The sequence below is a fragment of the Tumebacillus sp. BK434 genome, from assembly GCF_004340785.1.
In the GTDB taxonomy this organism is placed as follows: domain Bacteria; phylum Bacillota; class Bacilli; order Tumebacillales; family Tumebacillaceae; genus Tumebacillus_A.
In genome coordinates this window covers 1-19,347 of sequence record NZ_SLXS01000004.1, presented here as the reverse complement: position 1 = coordinate 19,347, position 19,347 = coordinate 1, and the positions used below count along the sequence as shown (strand labels likewise).

General features: G+C 56.1%; 20 protein-coding genes, 1 rRNA gene and 1 riboswitch. Of the genes, 6 read left to right on the top strand and 15 right to left on the bottom strand.

Going from position 1 to position 19,347, the window contains the following annotated elements; all coding sequences use genetic code 11:
- Positions 1-31: 31 nt before the first annotated feature.
- The 7 genes from sigI to EV586_RS11785 all read right to left on the bottom strand — a co-directional run bounded on the left by sigI (position 32) and on the right by EV586_RS11785 (position 6,388).
- On the bottom strand, positions 32-775 hold the full coding sequence (sigI, locus tag EV586_RS11815) for an RNA polymerase sigma factor SigI (RefSeq protein WP_132945326.1): 744 nt from the start codon (positions 773-775) through the stop codon (positions 32-34).
- Positions 776-863: 88 nt separating this feature from the next.
- Complete coding sequence (gene ruvB / locus EV586_RS11810; protein WP_132945325.1) at positions 864-1,859, bottom strand: Holliday junction branch migration DNA helicase RuvB; 996 nt, start codon at positions 1,857-1,859, stop codon at positions 864-866.
- Positions 1,860-1,872: 13 nt separating this feature from the next.
- Positions 1,873-2,499, bottom strand: coding sequence for a Holliday junction branch migration protein RuvA (ruvA, locus tag EV586_RS11805; protein ID WP_132945324.1), 627 nt, complete (start codon positions 2,497-2,499; stop codon positions 1,873-1,875).
- Positions 2,496-2,999: a crossover junction endodeoxyribonuclease RuvC gene (gene ruvC / locus EV586_RS11800; protein WP_132945323.1), complete on the bottom strand. Its 504-nt coding sequence runs from the start codon at positions 2,997-2,999 to the stop codon at positions 2,496-2,498. Before ruvC ends, ruvA begins: the two co-directional genes overlap by 4 nt.
- A gap of 507 nt (positions 3,000-3,506) precedes the next feature.
- A complete protein-coding gene (locus tag EV586_RS11795) occupies positions 3,507-4,463 on the bottom strand; it encodes a phosphotransferase (protein WP_165898553.1) in 957 nt (318 codons plus the stop codon).
- A gap of 66 nt (positions 4,464-4,529) precedes the next feature.
- Entirely contained in the window at positions 4,530-5,579 is a 1,050-nt protein-coding gene (gene safA, locus EV586_RS11790) for a LysM peptidoglycan-binding domain-containing protein (RefSeq protein WP_132945321.1), read from the bottom strand.
- Positions 5,580-5,707: 128 nt separating this feature from the next.
- Positions 5,708-6,388, bottom strand: a complete 681-nt coding sequence (locus EV586_RS11785) for a Crp/Fnr family transcriptional regulator (protein WP_132945320.1) — start codon at positions 6,386-6,388, stop codon at positions 5,708-5,710.
- Positions 6,389-6,486: 98 nt separating this feature from the next.
- Here EV586_RS11785 and EV586_RS11780 point away from each other — a divergent pair, with 98 nt between their 5' ends.
- Positions 6,487-7,737 (top strand): MDR family MFS transporter, encoded by a 1,251-nt coding sequence (locus EV586_RS11780; RefSeq protein WP_481937761.1) that lies wholly within the window; start codon positions 6,487-6,489, stop codon positions 7,735-7,737.
- A gap of 72 nt (positions 7,738-7,809) precedes the next feature.
- On the top strand, positions 7,810-9,054 hold the full coding sequence (locus tag EV586_RS11775) for an MDR family MFS transporter (protein WP_132945319.1): 1,245 nt from the start codon (positions 7,810-7,812) through the stop codon (positions 9,052-9,054).
- Between the two features lie 18 nt (positions 9,055-9,072).
- On the opposite strand, the gene EV586_RS11770 is transcribed toward EV586_RS11775, so the two are convergent.
- The 6 genes from EV586_RS11770 to EV586_RS11745 form a co-directional block, all read right to left on the bottom strand.
- The gene (locus tag EV586_RS11770) at positions 9,073-9,711 is read right to left on the bottom strand and encodes a TVP38/TMEM64 family protein (protein ID WP_132945318.1); all 639 of its coding nucleotides are present in this window, start codon (positions 9,709-9,711) and stop codon (positions 9,073-9,075) included.
- A gap of 3 nt (positions 9,712-9,714) precedes the next feature.
- On the bottom strand, positions 9,715-10,503 hold the full coding sequence (locus EV586_RS11765; RefSeq protein ID WP_132945317.1) for an SDR family oxidoreductase: 789 nt from the start codon (positions 10,501-10,503) through the stop codon (positions 9,715-9,717).
- A 113-nt stretch (positions 10,504-10,616) separates the two neighbouring features.
- Positions 10,617-11,621 carry a DUF4097 family beta strand repeat-containing protein gene (locus EV586_RS11760; RefSeq protein WP_165898552.1) on the bottom strand — a complete coding sequence of 335 codons (1,005 nt, stop codon included), beginning with the start codon at positions 11,619-11,621 and terminating at the stop codon, positions 10,617-10,619.
- Positions 11,622-11,739: 118 nt separating this feature from the next.
- Complete coding sequence (locus EV586_RS11755; protein ID WP_132945315.1) at positions 11,740-12,570, bottom strand: MetQ/NlpA family ABC transporter substrate-binding protein; 831 nt, start codon at positions 12,568-12,570, stop codon at positions 11,740-11,742.
- Between the two features lie 39 nt (positions 12,571-12,609).
- On the bottom strand, positions 12,610-13,287 hold the full coding sequence (locus EV586_RS11750; protein WP_132945314.1) for a methionine ABC transporter permease: 678 nt from the start codon (positions 13,285-13,287) through the stop codon (positions 12,610-12,612).
- Complete coding sequence (locus EV586_RS11745) at positions 13,287-14,315, bottom strand: methionine ABC transporter ATP-binding protein (RefSeq protein WP_132945313.1); 1,029 nt, start codon at positions 14,313-14,315, stop codon at positions 13,287-13,289. The genes EV586_RS11750 and EV586_RS11745 overlap by 1 nt, the downstream gene beginning before the upstream one ends.
- Positions 14,316-14,421: 106 nt before the next feature.
- Positions 14,422-14,542: riboswitch (SAM riboswitch) on the bottom strand.
- Between the two features lie 207 nt (positions 14,543-14,749).
- Here EV586_RS11745 and EV586_RS11740 point away from each other — a divergent pair.
- Positions 14,750-16,063 carry a YhcN/YlaJ family sporulation lipoprotein gene (locus EV586_RS11740; RefSeq protein ID WP_132945312.1) on the top strand — a complete coding sequence of 438 codons (1,314 nt, stop codon included), beginning with the start codon at positions 14,750-14,752 and terminating at the stop codon, positions 16,061-16,063.
- A gap of 99 nt (positions 16,064-16,162) precedes the next feature.
- Here EV586_RS11740 and EV586_RS11735 read toward each other — a convergent pair whose 3' ends face one another.
- Complete coding sequence (locus EV586_RS11735; RefSeq protein WP_132945311.1) at positions 16,163-16,915, bottom strand: hypothetical protein; 753 nt, start codon at positions 16,913-16,915, stop codon at positions 16,163-16,165.
- A 316-nt stretch (positions 16,916-17,231) separates the two neighbouring features.
- Between EV586_RS11735 and EV586_RS11730 the strand changes: the two genes are divergently transcribed.
- The 3 genes from EV586_RS11730 (at position 17,232) to EV586_RS11720 (ending at position 19,120) form a co-directional block, all read left to right on the top strand.
- Positions 17,232-17,669: a hypothetical protein gene (locus EV586_RS11730; protein ID WP_132945310.1), complete on the top strand. Its 438-nt coding sequence runs from the start codon at positions 17,232-17,234 to the stop codon at positions 17,667-17,669.
- A gap of 19 nt (positions 17,670-17,688) precedes the next feature.
- Positions 17,689-18,129 (top strand): hypothetical protein, encoded by a 441-nt coding sequence (locus EV586_RS11725; protein WP_132945309.1) that lies wholly within the window; start codon positions 17,689-17,691, stop codon positions 18,127-18,129.
- A gap of 70 nt (positions 18,130-18,199) precedes the next feature.
- Entirely contained in the window at positions 18,200-19,120 is a 921-nt protein-coding gene (locus EV586_RS11720) for a hypothetical protein (protein WP_132945308.1), read from the top strand.
- Between the two features lie 86 nt (positions 19,121-19,206).
- Here the strand turns inward: EV586_RS11720 and EV586_RS11715 are convergent.
- Positions 19,207-19,347 (bottom strand): 23S ribosomal RNA (locus EV586_RS11715); the annotation flags it as partial.

The following is a 19,347-nucleotide window of genomic DNA, read 5'->3' as shown; positions in this document are numbered from 1 at the left end:
CCTTTCCATAAGAAAATCATTCCCACAACAGTTACAAGATATAGTCTTGCAGCATTTCGAAATCTCCGATCAGGATTAAGGAAACGGCGATGATATATTTACGCTGGCGCTCGATCGTCTTCCGGCTGACGTTGACATGGTTCATCAAGGCTTTCAGCGGCAAGGATTTCTTCGTCATCAGGTATTCGCAAAACTCCTGGTGCGAAGCGATCACCTTCGCCACTTTCATCGCATTTTCACGCGCGTCCTGATGTTTTGGCGACAGATCGACCAACTCTTCCATCGAGATCTCAAACTGCATCAACAGCTCGGTAAAATGCAGTATCTCATCCCGCCTGGCGTCACTTTCCACCAGCTTCTGGTGCTCTTCGACAGACTTTTGCACTTCGACGTAGTTGATCACGTTCTCCTCTTCATCTTCCACTTCGAAGTCGGAAAACGGAACGTCGCGCTGCTTCGCCTGCTTGGAGCGGAAATAGTCGATCAACCGCCGCTTGATCACCGTGTCGGCAAAACCGAGAAAACTGGTGCCACGGCTTAAATCATAGCGTTCGATCGCTTCGTTAAACGCTGCAAGCGCAATGCTGAATTCGTCGTCTTGCCCACGGCGAATGTACCGTCCCGTTGCCTGGGAGGCGCTCTTCGCTACGAAAGGAATGTACACCCGTAGCAACTGGTTGCGAGCCTCTTCATCCCCGCTGCGTGCCTTCATCAACAACTGATTGAGATCTGATGTCTCCTCCGATTTCTTGCGTCGGAACGGTAAGATTCCCACCCATTCCACCTCGCTTGCTATAGGATTCGTACACCCGGTTAGCGTTTTGGGGCATTAAACGAGATTCGGGCAAATTTTTGTCAGAATATCACTCCGGCGGGATCAGGCCAAAATGGTGATACCCGTGCGGGGTGACGACTCTCCCTCTCGGTGTACGTTGGATAAACCCGATCTGAAGCAGATAAGGCTCGTAAACGTCTTCAATCGTATCAGGTTCTTCGCCGATCGTCGCCGAGATCGTGTCCAGTCCGACCGGGCCGCCGCCAAACTTCTCAATGATCGTCAAGAGCAGCTTATGGTCGACTTCATCGAGGCCCTTCTTGTCGACTTGGATCAGCTTCAAGGCATGGTCGGCCAGCTCTGCCGTGATCACACCGTCGCCCTGCACCATCGCAAAGTCGCGCACCCGCTTCAAAAGCCGGTTGGCGATCCGCGGTGTGCCCCGCGACCGTGTGGCCATCTCCCGCGCGCCGTCGGGCACGATCGGCACGCCGAGAATCTCAGCGGTGCGGACGATGATCTTCTGCAGATCTTCATTGTCGTAATACTCCAGATGGCAGACGACGCCAAAGCGGTCGCGCAGCGGCAGGGACAGCATCCCCGCCCGCGTCGTCGCACCGACGAGGGTAAACGGCGGCAGGTCAAGGCGCACGGAGCGCGCCGCCGGCCCTTTTCCGATGATGATGTCGAGCGCATAATCCTCCATCGCCGGATACAGGACTTCCTCTACGCTTTTGTTCAAGCGGTGGATCTCGTCGATAAACAGCACATCGCCTTCTTGCAAATTGGTCAAAAGTGCCGCCAGATCGCCCGGGCGTTCAATCGCCGGGCCGGATGTGACGCGCACGTGTACGCCAAGCTCATTGGCGATGATGTTGGAAAGCGTCGTCTTGCCAAGGCCGGGGGGACCGTACAGCAGGACATGATCGAGCGCTTCCCGGCGCATCTTCGCCGCTTCGATATAGACTTTCATGTTTTCACGCACCTTGCGCTGCCCGATCATCTCGTGCAGATAGCGGGGGCGCAGCGTCTCCTGATCGCTGTCTTCCTGCAAGGGTTGAGATGTGACGAACCGATCTTCCACGAAATACCTCTCCTTATTGGCGCATCATTTGCTTCAGAGCGAGCTTGATCAGGCTTTCAAGTGGAACACCTTCAGTTATCTCTTCCGCAAGGCTTCGGACAACCTCATGCGCTTCTTTTTCAGTATAGCCGAGACTGGTCAACGCTTCATGCAACTCGGCTCCTAGTCCTTTAGATGCAGGCGCTGCCTTCACCGCGCCTTTTCCGCTGGACAGCGGCGGCACGGGCAGCAGGGTGGCCAGATCGTCCAGCTTCTCCTTGAGATCAAGGATCAGGCGTTGGGCCGTTTTCTTGCCGATGCCCGGCAGTTTGGTCAGGAAATTGACATCTTCGGAGCGAACGGCAAACACAAACTGGTCCGGAGTGCCTGCGCCGAGGATCGATAGTGCAACTTTCGGCCCAATGCCGTTCACATTGATCAGCCGGTTGAACAGCTCTTTCTCTTCTTTCGTGCGGAACCCGTATAAAAGATGCGCGTCCTCCCGAACATGATGGTGAGTGAACAGGCGCAAGGTTTCGCCTTCTTTCATTTGAAACGCGGTGGTGCCGGTCACGAACACGCGGTACCCGACACCGTTCACGTTGATCACCACATGGTCGAGCTCCGCATAGGCGACGACGCCTTCAACAAATGCGATCACGGCTTCAACTTCCTTTCGGCAAGGCTTTGCAGGGGAGCGGTGTGCGCGTGGGTGATCGCGATCGCCAAGCCGTCTGCCGCATCGTCCGGCTTGGGGATTTTGGCGAGCCCAAGCAGCATGCGCACCATCTCCTGAATCTGTTTCTTTTCGGCTTTTCCGTAGCCGACGACCGACTGCTTCACTTGCATCGGGGTATATTCTGCGACTGCGAGACCGGCCTCGCGTGCTGCGAGCAGCACCACGCCGCGCGCTTGGGCCACATCGAGCGCAGTCGTTACGCTCTTGGCAAAGAAAATCTGTTCGACCGCCATCGCATCGGGCTGATGCCGCTGGATGATCTCGCGAATGGCGCCGTAGATCTCGACCAGCCGATCGGGAATCGGCGTGTTGGGCTTCGTCTCCACACACCCGTACTCCACAGGTTTCAATCGGTTGCCGATCAAATCGACCACGCCGTATCCGGTTCGACCGTATCCGGGGTCGATTCCAAGTATCCGCATGCTGGCAATTCCTCCTTAGACGTTCGGTAGGAATGTATTCGATGCCGAACATACATTTCCTTTTTAACATAGATCCCGCGAGAAAGCCATGGCAGTTACAGGTAGACATAATGTAGCTTCCCTCCCGACTCCAGCTGTCATAAATCGTTCACTTTCGACGTAAGATGAGGAGGAACAGGGGAAATGCTGCAACTCCCTCCAAAAATGCTGCTTTGCTGTATATATGCAGGGCAGGCTTTTCCTAGAATTTCCCGAAAAAACATCTTAATAATCTGAAACCTTTTACATGTCCGATTCGTCTATTTATATAACGAACTCGATGATGTGAAAGGGGCGATGGTGTCTTGGTTTCCGGAGTGATCGCGCTTGTTCTGTTGGTAGGTACATTAGGGTTTGGACTGACGATGATCGCGTCGGTAGAGAACGAAAACGCTGGAGAAGACTCAGACCAGGGCACCAACGTCAACGTTCAATAGCAGCAGGTACATGGCAAAAAGGCACAGTCCGCTACGGGCTGTGCCTTTCGTTTTTCAGTTCCGCATAGCGCTTCTCCTCTTGGAGCGCCGCCCATTCGAGGCGCGGCAGCAGCGCTTTTTTGTTGCCGTTCTTGCCAAAATCATACCATTCGCGTATCACCAGCGACGGGTAGGTCATCAAAGCGTGGAGCAGGCGCCGGTTGTCTTCGCACAGCGGGTACGTGCCTTCATACGCCTCCACCATCTCCTGAAACAGCCCTGGCGCGTGTCCGTTCAGATATAAGGCATGATTCAGCAATTGGTACAGGTCATGCGCCCGCACATCGAATCCGGCGAGGTCAAAGTCGATGATCGCCGCCGACCCGCCCTGCCAGATGAAGTTGTGCGGCGCCGGGTCGCGGTGGCAGAGCGCCCCGCGCCGCGTGTCCCGCTCCAGCGCCCGCAAGAAGCTCGGCCCCTGCAGATCGCGCACCGCCTGGCGCGCCCGCTCAGCAAACGGACGCCACAGATCGCGCAAGGCGATCGTGCGCAGCGTCGCGTCCTGCGCGCGCTCCAGCCGGTGGCGGTACTTTTCCCACAGCGGCGGCACGCGCAGATAAAACGACTTTTCCACCTGCCGGGCGGTCGGCACGCGATGCAGGCGGGCCAGCGCCGCCGCAGCCGCGTGGCGCTCTCTGCGATCGTGCAGCGAAAGATGCCGGCCGGCAAGCCACGGCTGCAACGTCCACAGCGCGCCGCGATCGCTCATGTAGGCGCTGTTTTCTTTCGTCTTGACATAGGGGGCGATCTCCACGCCGCTTCGCACGACCACTTCGAGCGCAGTGCCGAGCGCGTCGAGCCGCTTTTTCATGCCTTCGCCTTCATAGCGTTTGAGAATCATCGCGCCGCCGCTGGTGCGCACGCCGGTCACGGTGCGCAGTTTGACCGCGTGGGAAAACGTGAGTCCATACGCCCGCTCCAACTTCGCGAGCAGGCTGTCTGTCAGCACAGTCCCATCCCGGCACCCCCTCTCCATAAAAAAGGGAAGCCAAGACGGGCTTCCCTTTCCCTGCGATCAGTCTTCTTCGCGATAGAACGTCTTGGGCATCATGCCGCCCGGATGGCCCACGCCATGGCCGTGCATCATCTGCATGTGTTGATGCATCATCAGTTCGTGGTGCACGTTGCCGTACATCAGGCCCAGATGGCCGTGATGCTTGTGGCCGCCGCAATGGCAGACTCTTTTCTTGGGGCAGCACTTGTGCTTTCTCTTCTTGCACTTATGCTTCTTATAAGAAACCGGAATGTACATGATCATCGGGTGGTGATGCACAGGCTGCTGCATTTGCACTTGCTGGACTTGCACCATTTCCTCATGCGGTGCATAGTTCATGTGCGGAGCGTATTGAATGTTCATTTCAATCGGGGATACTTGCGGTTGGGGCTGAGCCATCGGGGGCTGCATGATCGGTTGTTCCACAGGCGCCATCTCCTTTGGTAGAGTCAACACTTCTTTGGGCATCAGGGGCTGTTCAAAAATCGGTGCGGTCAGCTGTTCCTTGCTCATCGGCATCTGCACCATGGGTTGCTGGATGATCGGAGCAGTCAGTTGTTCTTTGCTCATCGGTGCTGTCAACTGCTCTTTGCTCATCGGAGCGGTGTTGCTTTTTGGCTTGAGACCGGCAGAGGGGATATTGAGAACTTGACCAGGGTAGATCAGATCTGGGTTCGACACTTGCGGGTTCGCAGCTTTCAACTGGTCAAGGGTGACGCCTACTTGCTTCGCGATTTTGAACATGCTGTCGCCTTGTTTGACGACGTATTTCCACAGGCCATCCCATTTCGGGACGGACGGATACGACGGCCCCCCGATCGGCGCCATGTCAGGGCCAGGTCTCTCCGGCTCTTCTGCCACTGGCCCCATACCGGGCGGCACCACATCGGTGCCCGGACCTTCATACTCCGGCACGCCCGGCAGCAGCGGGACGTTGACCTGCTGGCCAACCTCCAACACATCGGGATTGGCAAGCTGCGGATTCGCAGCGATCATCGCATCGAGGGTGATGCCGTGCATCTTGGCGATTTTCCAGAGGGAGTCTCCCTTTTGGACGGTGTGCAGCTTCAAACCGGTCGACCTCCTTAGTCATATGTCACTGGCAGTATATGCGCCCGCTCCCTATGTGTCCGTGAGATTGGAAAATTGGGCGGAGCTGCCCGCGCAAGCAAACAGGCGCCCCGCACCGGGACGCCTGATTAGGAGTCTTTCAGAAAATCCTGCAGCCGCCCGGGATCAAACACGGTGATCTCCCCGCGCACCACATCTAGTAGGTTCGCTTTTTTCAGCTGGCTCATCATCCGGTTGACCCCTTCCCGCGTCGAGCCGATCATCTTGGCCAGCTCCTGATGGGACAAGTTGATGTCGAGCACGATTCCCGCTGGCGTCACCCGCCCGTAATCGTCGGTCAGCCGCTGCAAGGTCGAGATCAGCGCCCCCCATTTGTCCTGCAGGGCGAGGTCGCGCATCTGCGCCTGTGTCTGCAGCAGACGTTCACCCAACAGCCGGATGATCGCGATCGCCAAGTCCGGATTCTTCCGCACCAGCGCTTCCAGCTCCGCATTGGGAATCATCCAGACTTCCGAGTCTTCCATCGCTTTGGCGGTCGCCGGGTAGGGCTGGTCCAAAAACAGCATCGCCGCCCCGATCGGCTCCCCGTCCTGCCGGATGTAGACGATCATCTCTTTGCCGTCGGTGGTCGACTTGGTCAAACGCACCTTGCCGGAGCGCACGACGTACATCGCCGAAAACGGGTCACCTTCCCAAAAGATCGTCTCGCCGCGCGACACCTTTTTCAGCCGCGTCACGCTGTAGATCAACTGCAAAAACTCTTCTGACAGATCGCGGAACAAACGCACGCCGCGCAATTCTTTCCACATCCCAAGACCTCCACAACATTCAGAAAAATAAGGGCTGTTCTTCCCTGTAAGCTTTCGAGTATACTTAAAAGATAAATTTAGCTGTTCTATTGAGGTGAATGATTGTGAACTGGATGCTGACGATCTATCGCCGCTATGACGCCGCGATCTGGATTCGCGCCATCGGATCGGTGCTGAACACGATGTCTTCCTTCATGCTCCGTCCGTTTCTCGCGCTGTATCTCTATGACAAACTGCAAGGGGACTTGCTGGTCACCACGCTGATCGTGGCACTTCAGCCGGCGTCTTCGATGATCGCCTCGCTCTATGCGGGCGGACTGTCCGACCGCTACGGCCGCAAACCGCTGATGCTCGGCTCCCTGTGCATCGCGGTGCTGACCTATGTCGGGTTCGCCTTTGTCGAATCACTGTTGTTGTTTGCCATCCTCTCGGTCATCAACGGCATCGGTTCGTCCTTGTTCGCGCCGGCCGCCAGTGCGCAGATCGCCGACATCGTGCCGGAGGAAAAGCGCGCCGAAGTGTTCGCGCTGATGCACACCTGCTTTAATATAGGCGTTGCGATTGGGCCGGCGATCGGCGTCCTGATGTACAAGATGAATCCGAGCTACGTCTTTTTGTTCTCCGCCGCGACCATGACGATCTTCGCTCTTTTGATTTTGACGAAAATCCCGGAAACCCTGCCGGAAGAAGTGCGCGAAAAAACGCGCAGCAACGGCACCCAGGGCAAACAGCCGATGCCGAAGCTGCGATTTCGCGAGCACAAGATGCTCTGGTGGATGACGCTGGGCATTCTGCCGTTTACGTTTATGTATTCGCAAGTCGAGATCATTTTGCCACAGCATCTGAAAACGAACTTCACTAACTATGTAGAAACGTTTGCCCTTCTGATGACCTTTAACGGCATTCTCGTCATGTGCTTCCAGATCCTCACCGCCCGTCTGGCGGAGAAGTATCCGATGCAGCGCGTCGTGCTCTACGGGCTTCTGCTCTGCTCGGTTACCGCGCTCGGCTACGGCTGGTCGGGGTCGCTGGCTCTCTTGCTCCTGTCCGAACTGATCTTCACCTTCGGTGAGATGCTGTTCATGCCGCAGTCGCAAAAGGCGATCGCGACACTCGCACCCGTGGAGTTTCGCGCCCGCTATTTTGCCATCTACGGGCTGAACTGGAACTTGACGCGCACATTAGGCCCGTTCATTGGCGCTTTTGGCTTCGGTCACCTCGGCGGGTCGTATTGGTTTACGCTGATCGCCGTGCTGCTGGTCCTGTCGGCCCTGTTTATGCACCGCTTGATTTCCCGCTCTGTGCTTGGCACGCCGTCGAAACCGAACGCCCTTAAACTGAATATTTAATCTTTCGTAAATCCTCTATCCAATTCAACTCGTCTTCTTGTATACTACTCAGAATACACGGGGGTGAGGAGAATGAAGTTTGTGTACGGGATTCTGGGCCGCTATGACACAGCGATCTGGATTCGCGTGATCGGCACGATCTTAACGACATTTGGCAGTTTTATGATTCGTCCTTTTCTCGCTTTATATCTATTTGATAAATTGGAAGGCAACTTACTCCTCACCGCAGTCATCGTCGGTCTGCAGCCTCTGACCGGCATGATCGCCGGCATTTACTCGGGCAACCTCGCCGACCGCTACGGCCGCAAGCCGATGATGGTGGCGGCGCTGGTGACGCAAGCCGGGACGATGATCGGCTACATCTTCGCCGACTCGGTGCTGACGTTTGCCATGCTTACGATCATCAACGGCCTTGGGCAGTCGATGTTCTGGCCGGCGGCATCAGCGCAGATCACCGACCTGGTGCCGGAAGAGAAGCGCTCGGAAGTGTTCGCGCTGATGCACACCGCGCTGAACGTCGGCGCGGCCACCGGCCCTTTGATCGGCGTGATGATCTACAAGGTCGACCCGGCGATCGCCTTTGGCATCTGTGCGCTGGCAGAGCTGATCTACCTTGTGCTGTTGATCTGGAAAGTTCCGGAGACGCTTCCGAAAGAGATGCGTGCGAACAACGCCAAGGCAGCGGCCGGCGAACCTGGCGCGCGACCGGAGTTTAAGCCGCGCAAGCATATGATCCTGATCTGGCTGACGTTGGCGATGGTGCCTTGTGCGATGCTCTACTCGCAGGTGGAGATCATCCTGCCTCAGCATATGAAAACGAACTTCGACGATTACCTCACTACGTTTGCCACCCTGCTGGCGATCAATGGCACGATGGTCGTCTGCACGCAGATCCTGATCGCCAAGTTTGCCGACCGCTTCCCGGTGCGCAACGTCATATTGATCGCGTTTCTGTTCCTCGCCTGTACCGCGTTTGGCTACGGCTGGGCAAAGACGTTCTGGGTGCTGGTGCTCGCAGAGATCTCCTTTACGATCGGCGAGATGTTGAACGGGCCGCAGATTCAAAAGGCGATCTCGATCCTGTCGCCGCCGGAACTGCGCGGACGTTATTTTGCGATCTTCGGCGCACACTACAGTGTGACCGGGACGCTCGCTCCGACCATCGGGGCACTGACGTTCGCCAAATATGGCGGTGAGGCGTGGTTCTCGATCATCGGCGTGCTGCTGATCATCGCCGCCATCGCCCACTATCAACTGCTCGGCCGGGCGCTGGGCAAAACAAAACCGCATGAACAGACCGCCGGAGCGGCCGTCTAACACAAAAAGTTGAGTCCATCAGGACTCAACTTTTTTGTAGATCAGAGAGACAATGCCGAGAAACACCGCATAGAACAGCACGACCAGCATCAGGTTCTGCCAGGAGCTCATCGCCTGCTCCCCCATCGTGACAAACACGATCATCGTCGGCAGCTTGCCAAGCGCGGTCGCCCCCAGATAGACCCGAAGCGGCACGCGGGCGATCGCCGAGTACACATTGACTGCGACGGCCGGGATGATCGGGATCAGCCGGGCGAACAGGATCGCCAGAAACGCGTTGCGCGCAAACAGCCTGGTAAAACGCTCGATCTTTTCATAGCGGTGCAGCCATTTGCCCGCCTGCTCCGCAAACACGTAACGCGCAAACAGAAACATCAGCAGCGCTGCCGTCGTCGAGGCGCCCCAAGTCAGCAGCCCGCCCAGCAAGGTGCCGTACATCGCGCCGATCAGCGCGCCGACCAGTCCAAATGGCACAGCAGGCACCAGCGCAAACAACACGGCGATCAGAAACACGGCGAGGGGTTCGTCTTTGGCACCGCTGAATAAATCGGACAGATCGTGCTGGTAGACGACGACCAGCACGACGAGCAGAACGACGATGAGCAGGATGGCCAGCTTTTTCGTCAGTGCTTTCACCGCATGATTCTTTGTTGTCATCGGCTATAGTGCCCGCACCATGCCGCCGTCAATCAAGAGCGAGGAGCCGGTAACATATGTGTTCGCTTGCGAGCCGAGGAACACCGCGACTTTGGCGAACTCTTCCGGCGTGCCGTAGCGGCCGAGCGGAATGTTCTGCTCATGCAGATTGCGCACCTGCTCCACCGTCCTGCCCTGCGCTTGCGCGCGGGCAGCGTCCAGTTCGCGCACCCGGTCGGTGTCGATCCGGCCCGGCGCAATCGTGTTGATCAAAATGTTGTCGACTGCCAGCTCTACGGCCAGCGTCTTCGCCAAGCCTTGAATGCCGGCCCGAAACGTGTTGGACAAAATCAGACCTTCGATCGGCTGTTTGATCGAAGTCGAAGTAATATTCAAGATGCGCCCGCCGCCGCGCTTGCGCAAATGCGGCAAAGCGGCGCGAATCAGCCGAACCACGTTGAGCAGGTTTGACTGAAACGCGCGTTCCCAGATCTCATCTTCAAAATCATCAAAAGTCCCGCCGGGCGGCCCTCCCGCATTGGTGACCAGCACATCCAGTCCTCCAAAGCGAGCAATCGTCCGCTCCATCAAGCTGTCGATGTCGGCACGGTTGGAAGCGTCAGCCACACAGCATTCGATCTCGCCACCCGTCGCTTCGCGAATCTCGGCTGCCGCTTGCAGCAGTGACGCTTCGGAACGGGCTGCGATCATCACCTGCGCGCCTTCGCGGGCGAATTCGGCTGCGACCGCTTTGCCCAATCCTTTGCTCGCCGCCATGACCAGGACGACTTTCTTATGGAGCCCTACATCCATCGGAACACTCCTCCTTTTTCCGGTACACCTCCCATCATTCCACAATTCGCTGTTTTTTTCCTGTCGAACGCTGAAAGATTATCGCCGATTATTGCCGAGGAAATAATTCCTTGTCACTTGTGCTCGCTGACTTCGATGCTGCCGCGATGCGTCTCCACTTCCACCAGATGCTCGCCATCGCCTTTTTTGACGATGATGTTTTGCACAAAGCCATGGGACTGCACGGGAATCGCATTGCCATGCACTTTGCCGGCCGACGTGTGCATATGGAACGTGGCGTTTGTCTCCTGCGGCACATTCAGTTCGATGCCGCCGTTGTGGGTGCTGACCTTCCACGTTCCGTTTACTCCGGCTTTCGTTTGGACGCGAACGGAACCGTTGTGCGTATGCAAGGTGACATCTTTGCCGCACTCGCGGACGACGATCTTGCCGTTGTGCGTTTCCGCTTTCAGATCGCCGGCCACTTGCTCCACACAGATCGAGCCATTGCGGGAGAGCAGGCGCAAGGAGCCGTCGATGTGTTTCGACTCCACGCTGCCATGGCGGGTATCCAGCTCCACATCACCTGAAACGGTGTCGAGGAAGATGTTGCCGTGATGGGTCTCCGCCCGGACGAATGTTGCCGCAACATGCTGCAGTTTGATCGAGCCGTTATGGGACAGCACGTTCACATCGCCGGTGATCGCTGTGAGTTCGAGCGCACCGTTGTGCGAATGCGCAAACACTTTTCCGGCAAAGTCGCGGACGGAAATCGACCCGTTATGACTTTCCAGACTGGCCTGGGTCAGCGCTTGGGGCACGATCAGCTCGACGCTGACTTTGACGGAAGAACCGGAGTAGAATCGGGTGAACTCGCGCTGTTCGAAGAACACGCAGCCCCCGTTTTGTCCCAGCTCCCAGAAACGGTCGGCGTCTGAGATGTCTGTGATCTCTTCGGCCAGCTCGCCTTTGACAACGATGTGCACGATTGCCAGCACGTGCTCTTGATCGGCCTGTTTGACGGAGATCCGACCGTTATGTACGTGCGCCTTCAGGTGGTCGGCCAAGCCGTCCGGGGACAGGGTGACTTCTTTGGTACCTTCGAATTTCGCTCGCGAACCGAGCAAGAAGTTAAGCATGGGGAACATCCTCCTCATCATCTGTGCTTTGTTGACTTCATCGTACCATGCAGGGAAAACAAAAAGACTCGGTCTAGAGACCGAGTCTTCGTCCAACCGGAGGCGTTTTGTAGTCCGCTTAGAATGCCGGAACGATCGCGCCTTTGTATTTGTCGTTGATGAACTTCTTCACATCTTCGGAGTTCAGCGCTTTCGCCAGCTTTTGCAACGCTGCATTGTCTTTGTCTTCGGTGCGAACGGCAAGAACGTTGACGTACGGAGAGTCTTTGTCTTCAATAAACAGTGCGTCTTTGGTCGGGACGAGGTCAACTTGCAGCGCGAAGTTGGTGTTGATCACTGCGAGATCGACTTCCGGGAGCACGCGCGGGAGCATGGCAGCTTCCAGCTCGTTGAACTTGAATTTCTTGTTGTTTTCGACGATGTCTTTGAGGGTGCCGGAGATGCCAACGCCAGCTTTGAGCTTGATCAGACCGTTTTTCTCAAGCAGCGCCAGGGAACGGCCCACTTGGGTCACGTCGTTCGGCACGGCGATCGTGGCACCATCCGGCAGGTCGGACGCTTTTTTGTATTTTTTCGAGTAGGCGCCCATCGGCTCGATGTGTACGCCCGCAATGTGAGTCAGGTCGAGGTTGCGCTCTTTGGAGAAGTCTTCGAGGTACGGAATGTGCTGGAAGAAGTTCGCGTCGAGCTGCTTGTCGCCGAGCTGAACATTCGGCTGGATGTAGTCGTTAAAGGAAACGATCTCCAGATGTACGCCCTCCTTTTCCAACTGCGGTGCGACGTGTTTGAGGATCTCTTCGTGCGGTACCGGCGTTGCGCCGACTTTCAGCGTCACGACGCCGTTGCCTGCGTCGCCAGTTGCGTTCTCTTTTTTTGCGGAATCGGTGCCGCATGCCACGAGGGATGCGGAGAGCAGCAGGGTCATTGCGCCAAGGAGCAGTTTTTTCATAATAGCGTCATCCTTTTTTGTAAGAGTTTGTTGGATTCTTTATTTTCTGCTAAAGTGCGAGACGAGTTTGTCGCCGAGCACCTGAAACACTTGCACGAGCAGGATCATGATCACCGTCGCGACGACCGTCACATCCATCTGGAAGCGCTGGTAGCCGTAGCGGAGCGCCAGGTCACCGAGTCCGCCGCCTCCGATCGCGCCCGACATCGCCGAGTAGCCGACGAGTGCAACCAGCGTGATCGTCAGACCGGCGAGAATGCCGGGACGCGCTTCCGGCAGCAGGACGCGGGTGATGATCTGCCAGGTCGAAGCGCCCATCGACTGCGCCATCTCGATCACGCCGCGGTCGACTTCGCGCAGCGAGGTTTCGACCAGTCGGGCGAAGAACGGCGCGGTGCCAATCACCAGCGGCGGAATCGCGGCGGTGACGCCAAGCGAAGTGCCGACGATGAACTTCGTAAACGGAATGATCAGGATCAGCAAGATGATGAACGGGATCGAACGAAACACGTTGATCACGAGGGACAGGATCTGATACGCTAGGCGGTTTTGCATCAGTTGGCCCGGTGCGGTCAGGAAGACCAGCACGCCGAGTGGCAGCCCGATCACGGCGGTGAACAACGTGGCGATGCCCACCATATACAGCGTTTCGAGAAACGTCTTCCAGATCTCTGGCCACAACACGTTTGGAAACAGTTCGAGCAGCAGGTTTTCCATCACTGCATCACCTCCACATCAAGCCCGCGGTTTTTCATGGTGCTGACAGCCCGGTCGAGGTCTGCCGGTTCGCCGGTCAGCTCGAGCACCAGGCGTCCGTACGGGGTGTCTTTCATCCGCGAGATCGTGCCGTGCAGGATGTTGAACTGCACCGATTCCTGCTGCAGCACTTCAAACATGATCGGCTGGAACGTCACATCGCCGAGGAACGAGACTTGGACGATACGGTGCTGTCCTCGCGGCACAGCGCCGCTGACGTGCTGGCTGAGCAGTTCTGGCGGTAGTTCGAAGTCGCTGACTTGCTCGACGAACTCTTTGGTGATCTGGCGCTGCGGGCGCAGGAACACTTCGACGACCGGACCTTCTTCGACGATTTCACCGCCATCGATCACGGCGACGCGGTCGCAGATCTCTTGGATCACTCCCATCTCGTGGGTGATCAGAACGATCGTGATGCCGATCTTTTTGTTGATGTCGGCCAGCAGGCGCAGGATCGAGTGGGTCGTCATCGGGTCGAGCGCAGATGTCGCTTCGTCGCAGAGCAGTACTTTCGGGTCGTTCGCCAAGGCGCGGGCGATGCCGACGCGCTGTTTTTGGCCGCCGGAGAGTTGCGCGGGATACTTTTTCGCGTGTTCACCGAGGCCGACCAGTTCGAGCAGTTCTTTTACTTTGCGGTCGATTTCTGCCGGCCGCTTTTTGGCGAGCCGGAGCGGGAAGGCGATATTTTCATAGATTGTAGCTGATGACAGCAGGTTAAAATGCTGAAAGATCATGCCGATGCTCTGGCGTGCGTGTTGCAGTTCCCGTGCGTTCAGGCGGGTCAAATCGACGCCGTCGATCTCCACGGTGCCTTCGGTCGGCCGCTCCAGCAGGTTGATGCAGCGAATCAGCGTGGATTTGCCTGCACCGCTGTGGCCGATGATGCCGAAGATCTCCCCTTTCGCGATCGTCAAGTCGATTCGCTTGAGTGCGGTGACCGCGCTTTTTTTCACATAGTAGTCTTTGCGAAGGTTCTGCAGTTTGATCATGGGCGTCTCCCCTCCTTCTCGTTCTATGATTTGTCACTTGTCTGTTTTTGAGCAATAAAAAATGCCCTTCCGCAAACGAAGGACACAAGGCGATCAACTCTTGCGTCTTTCATCTGCCGAAACGTATGAACGCTTCGCAGGAATTGGCACCATTTCAGTTCATTGCCACACGAACTGACGGTTGCCGGGTTTCACAGGGCCAGACCCTCCACCTCTCTTGATGAAAGCACGAAAAGTATTCAGTTATCAGATCGGAATTGTTGGTGATGTGATGGACTACGAAATGGAGTATACCATTTTGTTCGTTTTTGCGTCAATACCCATTTTTTTTACGAGCTCTCCAATCTTTGCGCAGTGTAGGGGTCTGGCAGATCGGTGACAATAGTCTCGCGGGTAAAACACCGCTAAATTGACTTGCTGAGGAGGCTGACATCTTGAAAAAGTTTTCTGCACTCGCAGGCGCACTTTTGCTGTCGTCATCCCTGCTCGCTGGTTGTACGCCGAATGCGGCACCTGACAACAATGCGAACAACCGCACCGGCACCTACAATACGGACCGCGCAGGCCGTATCATGGACAACAGCGGTGTCGGCGTACGCAACTCGCGTGTTGACCAAGACCGGCTGGGCGTTCGTGACAATCTGGGTCCGGACCGCCGTCCGAACGTGCTGACCAACGATGTGCGGGACCGCATGGGTGTCCGTGATCAAGCCGGTCGTGACACCGCGTATCGCAACCTGCGGGTCGACCGCTCGCTGGAAGCCCGCGTCGAAGCGATCCCGGGCATTCGTGACGCGAAAGTGCTGACGAACGGCAATGTCGCGTATGTCGGCATCAACCAAGGCACCAACCTTGGCGGCGGCAACCGCGCCGGCATCCGTAGCGATGTGCCTCCGACTGCCGGCCATCAAGCGAACCGCAATGCGATCACCAATCGTGCCAACAACGTATCACAATACGGCGGCACGATGAGCGACCGCGATTTCGGTACGACCGGTCTGACGCCGCAAACCCCGCTGACGCCGCAAACTGGCACCTACGGCACCACTGGCACCGGTACGTACGGCACCGGGACCGGCAGCAGCCTGTTTGGCACCGGGATCGGGACTGGCATGGGCACCTACGGCACCGGCCGCGGTTACGGTCCTAGCACTTATGGGACTGGCACCTACGGCACCGGAAACACCTACGGTGTTGGCACCTATGGGACTGGCACCTATGGCACCGGCATGGGCACCTACAGCAATGGCAATTATGGCAATGGCGGCGTGACCGGTACGGACGGCACGCGCGGTGCAGGACGCACCGGCGCCGGCTTGTTCGGCACGTCCGGCAACAACCGCGTTGGCACCTACACCAATAACACTGGCACCAACATTGGCACCAACAATAATGCCGGCATGAATCGTACTGGCACCTACGCGAACAACACCGATGTCTCCAACGACATCAAAGATCGTGTCATCTCGGCAGTCAAACAAGGCAATCCGTCGATCACCACGGTTTACGTTTCGGCAAACCCGGCTCTGTACAACCGTATGGACGCCTTTGTCCGCGATGCAGCATCCGGACATCCGCTGCGCGGACTCGGCGATCTGGGTGACATGTTCCGCCGCCTGTTCCCGACGACTGGCACCGCCGGCTTCGGCGCAGGCACGAACACGAACACCGGCACGACCACTGGCACGACCACTGGCCGCACCATGGGCAACACCGGCGGCACCACATCCGGGGTTACCAACCGCTAAGCAATATCAGGCCTCGTCTTCGGACGAGGTCTTTCTATTGACCTTGCAAAGGGTTTGAAAAAAACCTCTGCTCAACGAGCAGAGGCCGATAGCTGACTCTTACATCAAATCGCGGCGTTCGAGTTGGAAATCACCGAGGTGCTGATCCTGATAGTTCATCGTAAACGAAATGCTCTCCGCATCTGTCTCCGAGAACTCGCGAGCTAAGATGCGGGCGATGTCTGTCGTCTCGTCCATATCCATGTCGCTCCAGAATTCGACGCGGCCGGAAACGTTGTTGCCGATCTCATCGACGGAGACGAGGCCCAGCGTGCGGTGCTCATCGTCGTGCAGCTGATACTTGGTATGCTCACCGTCCTGGAAGACGACAGAGAGATGGAACGGCTCGTCCTCGACCTCTGCCGCGGCGTAGTAGCCCGGATCTTCCTCGTAGTAGACGTCGTCAGCTGCGAACAGTTCCTCGTCTTCGCAGTCTTCGTCATCCGCCATCTCGAAGGCATCGTCGTCATACAGCTCATCGTCTTCGGTCAGCATAATCTCCGCGTCGTCTTCCAAGATCACGTCCATCGGTTCCATCTCCACGACCGAAGAGATGTCGCCATACATCATGACCACGGAGCTTTCTTGGACATTGAGCGCCGAACTGAGATGCTGCACATAGATGCGCACTTCGTCTGTAACATGCTCAAGTTCGTTTTCCTCAACGCGACGGGTGTCGATCTGCATCGTGCCGGTCAAACTGTCGCCTTCACGGTAGACGAGGTACAGGTCGCCAGCCCATTCCCCGTTGTAGTAGATGCTCGTCGTCTCCCCGCCATTGGTGCGCAGTTCAGGCTTCATTACAACGTCCATTAGATCTCCTCCCTTTTGACAAAGAGTCGTTTTTAGTATGGCACCGCGTTGGCAAAACTCACTTGGTAAAGATAGCAAAAATGGCCCCTTGTCGTTTCGTTAAAAAGTTGAAGTAATTACTAAAATGAAGTTGCTGCTTGTTTTTTCGTTTAGGATCTAAAAATATTTTTCCAAATTCTTCCCTTGCCCGGTCTGCACAAGAACACATCTGGTATTTTTCTGAATTTTACATTTTTAATAATGTAATTGATATTACGATAATATGCTGATACTTTATACACATCTGAAAGATCAACTTCTAAGGAGGTTTATGTGAATGATGAAAAAGACTGTAGGAATTTTCCTCGGCACTGCGCTGATGGCAGCCACCTTGACTGGCGTTGCCAGCGCGGCAAAAGAAGTGTTACCTGAAAGCGTAGCCTCGTTCATGCAGCCCGTGAAGGGGATGATCGGATTGGACTCGATCACCTGCTCGTCGGCAGTCAACACCCAGATCATCTTGACCAAAGGGGAGGCATGGGCGACGTCTGACACATCTGCGATGATGGACTACGTCTATGCAAAAGTCAGTATCTACAATCCGGACGGTTCGTTTGTCAACTCCGGCACCGACGCGCAATACTACACCACCCACGCCGGAGCATCTGCTGCTGATACCAGCGCTTGGGTTTTTGACGACTATGCCAAAGGCAGCCACCGCTATGAAAAGACGGGCTACAACACCGTCACCCATACCACGACAAAAAACTTCTAAGAGACAGGAGTCCAAAGCCATGACAAAAACGATCAAAGCCGTACTGTGCACAATCATCCTGGCAGCAGGTTTGACCGGGGCAGCAAGCGCTGCCACGAAAGAAGACCTCCCGAATCAAATCGTCGAGACGATGCGCTCCCTTTCCGGCATCAGCACCGACGCCACGCCGACCGTTACCTCGCGCGTCACTGCATCCACCAACTGGAACTTCACCGCCAAAGCGACTGCCACTTCCGATTCCACCGCAATTGAAGATTGGATCTATGCAAAAGCACGCATTTACAGTTCGAAAGGCGTGTTGCTTGGACAAGCGGAGGACGACCAGGATTATTCCAATCATGCCGGAGCGTCCGTGTCTTTGAGCAGCATCGGGACAGGTGCAGACTATGCGCTTGGCAATCATACGTACATTGCTGCCGGCTACAAAACGGTCTACCATGAAACGAAGGATTACTATTGATGCTGATACTGGGAGATGAAGAGGCTGCGTACAGTCTCTTCCTTTCCTTTTTTCAAAAGGAGGTACCGCGATGAAGAAAAAGACGGGACTTTGGTTATTCGCAGCTTTGCTGGCGGCGGTAAGTGTTTCGATTTTCCTGCTCGATCCACCGCAAGATGAACCGCTGTACGCCGATATCCAGCCCGACTCCGGGAAAGGCAGCAATACGATCTCCTATGGCCTGTACGAGCCGGACGGACAGATCATCGACAACGGGACGGTCATAACGCCGGGGTCGGGCAATCGGATCACCAAAGTGTTAAGCCTCAGCCACTTCCTTGAAGTCGACCGCAAATATGGGCTGGTGGTTTTGGAGGACTTCAAGCAAGTTCCGTTTACGATTGACGGCAAGACCCAGACCTTTTATACGTTTGACATGACACCGAACCAAACGGTCAATGTCAAGATTGAGACAACCGTTCAAGAAGGTGCCCAAGAACTCGATTATCTCGTCATCCCAAAGCCCGAATACATGGTCAAAGATCAGGACATCGAAAAAGCGTCTGTGCTGCAAGAAGCGCTTCCCTTGCGCTTTCCGATCCATCGCCGCCAGAACAGCGCGTTGGACTACGCAACGCCGGTCCGTACGTTTACCTCCGGCCCGAACGATAACGTCTTTATCAGCAGCAAAGCTGAGGAATTGAAGATCCTCTTCCAATCTCCAGACGATGAACCTGCCTATCTGTCGGTAGGAAATATACAGAAGCAAGACGTGGATTATGCGCTCGTCGCCTTTATGAACTGGGAGCAAGTTCCTGTGGATGACCAACATCCTGTTCTCTATGCCAAAGTAAAGCCCGGCGAACGTATCGTATATCCGTTGCAATTCCCCGACACTCAGACTGAACAGAGCTATCAGATCTTCGCCTTTCCCAAACCGTTTCAAGTGGATCGCCAAGACTATCCCAGCCAGCATCTGTATGGCACCTTGCGAACCATTGTGCAGCCGTAACGAAAAAGACCCGATCTCAGTGAGATCGGGTCTTTCTGTGCTCCACAAAAACTGAATAGCGAATCGTAGTGAGTGTTGGACTTACTTAGGATAAGCCCTCGACCGATTAGTACTGGTCAGCTGCACGCCTCGCGGCGCTTCCACCTCCAGCCTATCAACCTTGTCTTCTACAAGGGGTCTTACCACGTTGACCGTGTGGGAAGTCTTATCTTGAGGTGGGCTTCGCG

What these genes read in the sequence shown, in the direction of transcription:
- ruvC (WP_132945323.1), bottom strand. Translation starts at nt 2,999, where the DNA reads ATGCGGATACTTGGAATCGACCCCGGATACGGTCGAACCGGATACGGC.
- EV586_RS11785 (WP_132945320.1), bottom strand. Translation starts at nt 6,388, where the DNA reads ATGTGGAAAGAATTGCGCGGCGTGCGTTTGTTCCGCGATCTGTCAGAA.
- EV586_RS11780 (WP_481937761.1), top strand. Translation starts at nt 6,487, where the DNA reads ATGATTGTGAACTGGATGCTGACGATCTATCGCCGCTATGACGCCGCG.
- EV586_RS11775 (WP_132945319.1), top strand. Translation starts at nt 7,810, where the DNA reads ATGAAGTTTGTGTACGGGATTCTGGGCCGCTATGACACAGCGATCTGG.
- EV586_RS11770 (WP_132945318.1), bottom strand. Translation starts at nt 9,711, where the DNA reads ATGACAACAAAGAATCATGCGGTGAAAGCACTGACGAAAAAGCTGGCC.
- EV586_RS11765 (WP_132945317.1), bottom strand. Translation starts at nt 10,503, where the DNA reads ATGGATGTAGGGCTCCATAAGAAAGTCGTCCTGGTCATGGCGGCGAGC.
- EV586_RS11760 (WP_165898552.1), bottom strand. Translation starts at nt 11,621, where the DNA reads ATGCTTAACTTCTTGCTCGGTTCGCGAGCGAAATTCGAAGGTACCAAA.
- EV586_RS11755 (WP_132945315.1), bottom strand. Translation starts at nt 12,570, where the DNA reads ATGAAAAAACTGCTCCTTGGCGCAATGACCCTGCTGCTCTCCGCATCC.
- EV586_RS11750 (WP_132945314.1), bottom strand. Translation starts at nt 13,287, where the DNA reads ATGGAAAACCTGCTGCTCGAACTGTTTCCAAACGTGTTGTGGCCAGAG.
- EV586_RS11745 (WP_132945313.1), bottom strand. Translation starts at nt 14,315, where the DNA reads ATGATCAAACTGCAGAACCTTCGCAAAGACTACTATGTGAAAAAAAGC.
- EV586_RS11735 (WP_132945311.1), bottom strand. Translation starts at nt 16,915, where the DNA reads ATGGACGTTGTAATGAAGCCTGAACTGCGCACCAATGGCGGGGAGACG.
- EV586_RS11730 (WP_132945310.1), top strand. Translation starts at nt 17,232, where the DNA reads ATGATGAAAAAGACTGTAGGAATTTTCCTCGGCACTGCGCTGATGGCA.
- EV586_RS11725 (WP_132945309.1), top strand. Translation starts at nt 17,689, where the DNA reads ATGACAAAAACGATCAAAGCCGTACTGTGCACAATCATCCTGGCAGCA.
- EV586_RS11720 (WP_132945308.1), top strand. Translation starts at nt 18,200, where the DNA reads ATGAAGAAAAAGACGGGACTTTGGTTATTCGCAGCTTTGCTGGCGGCG.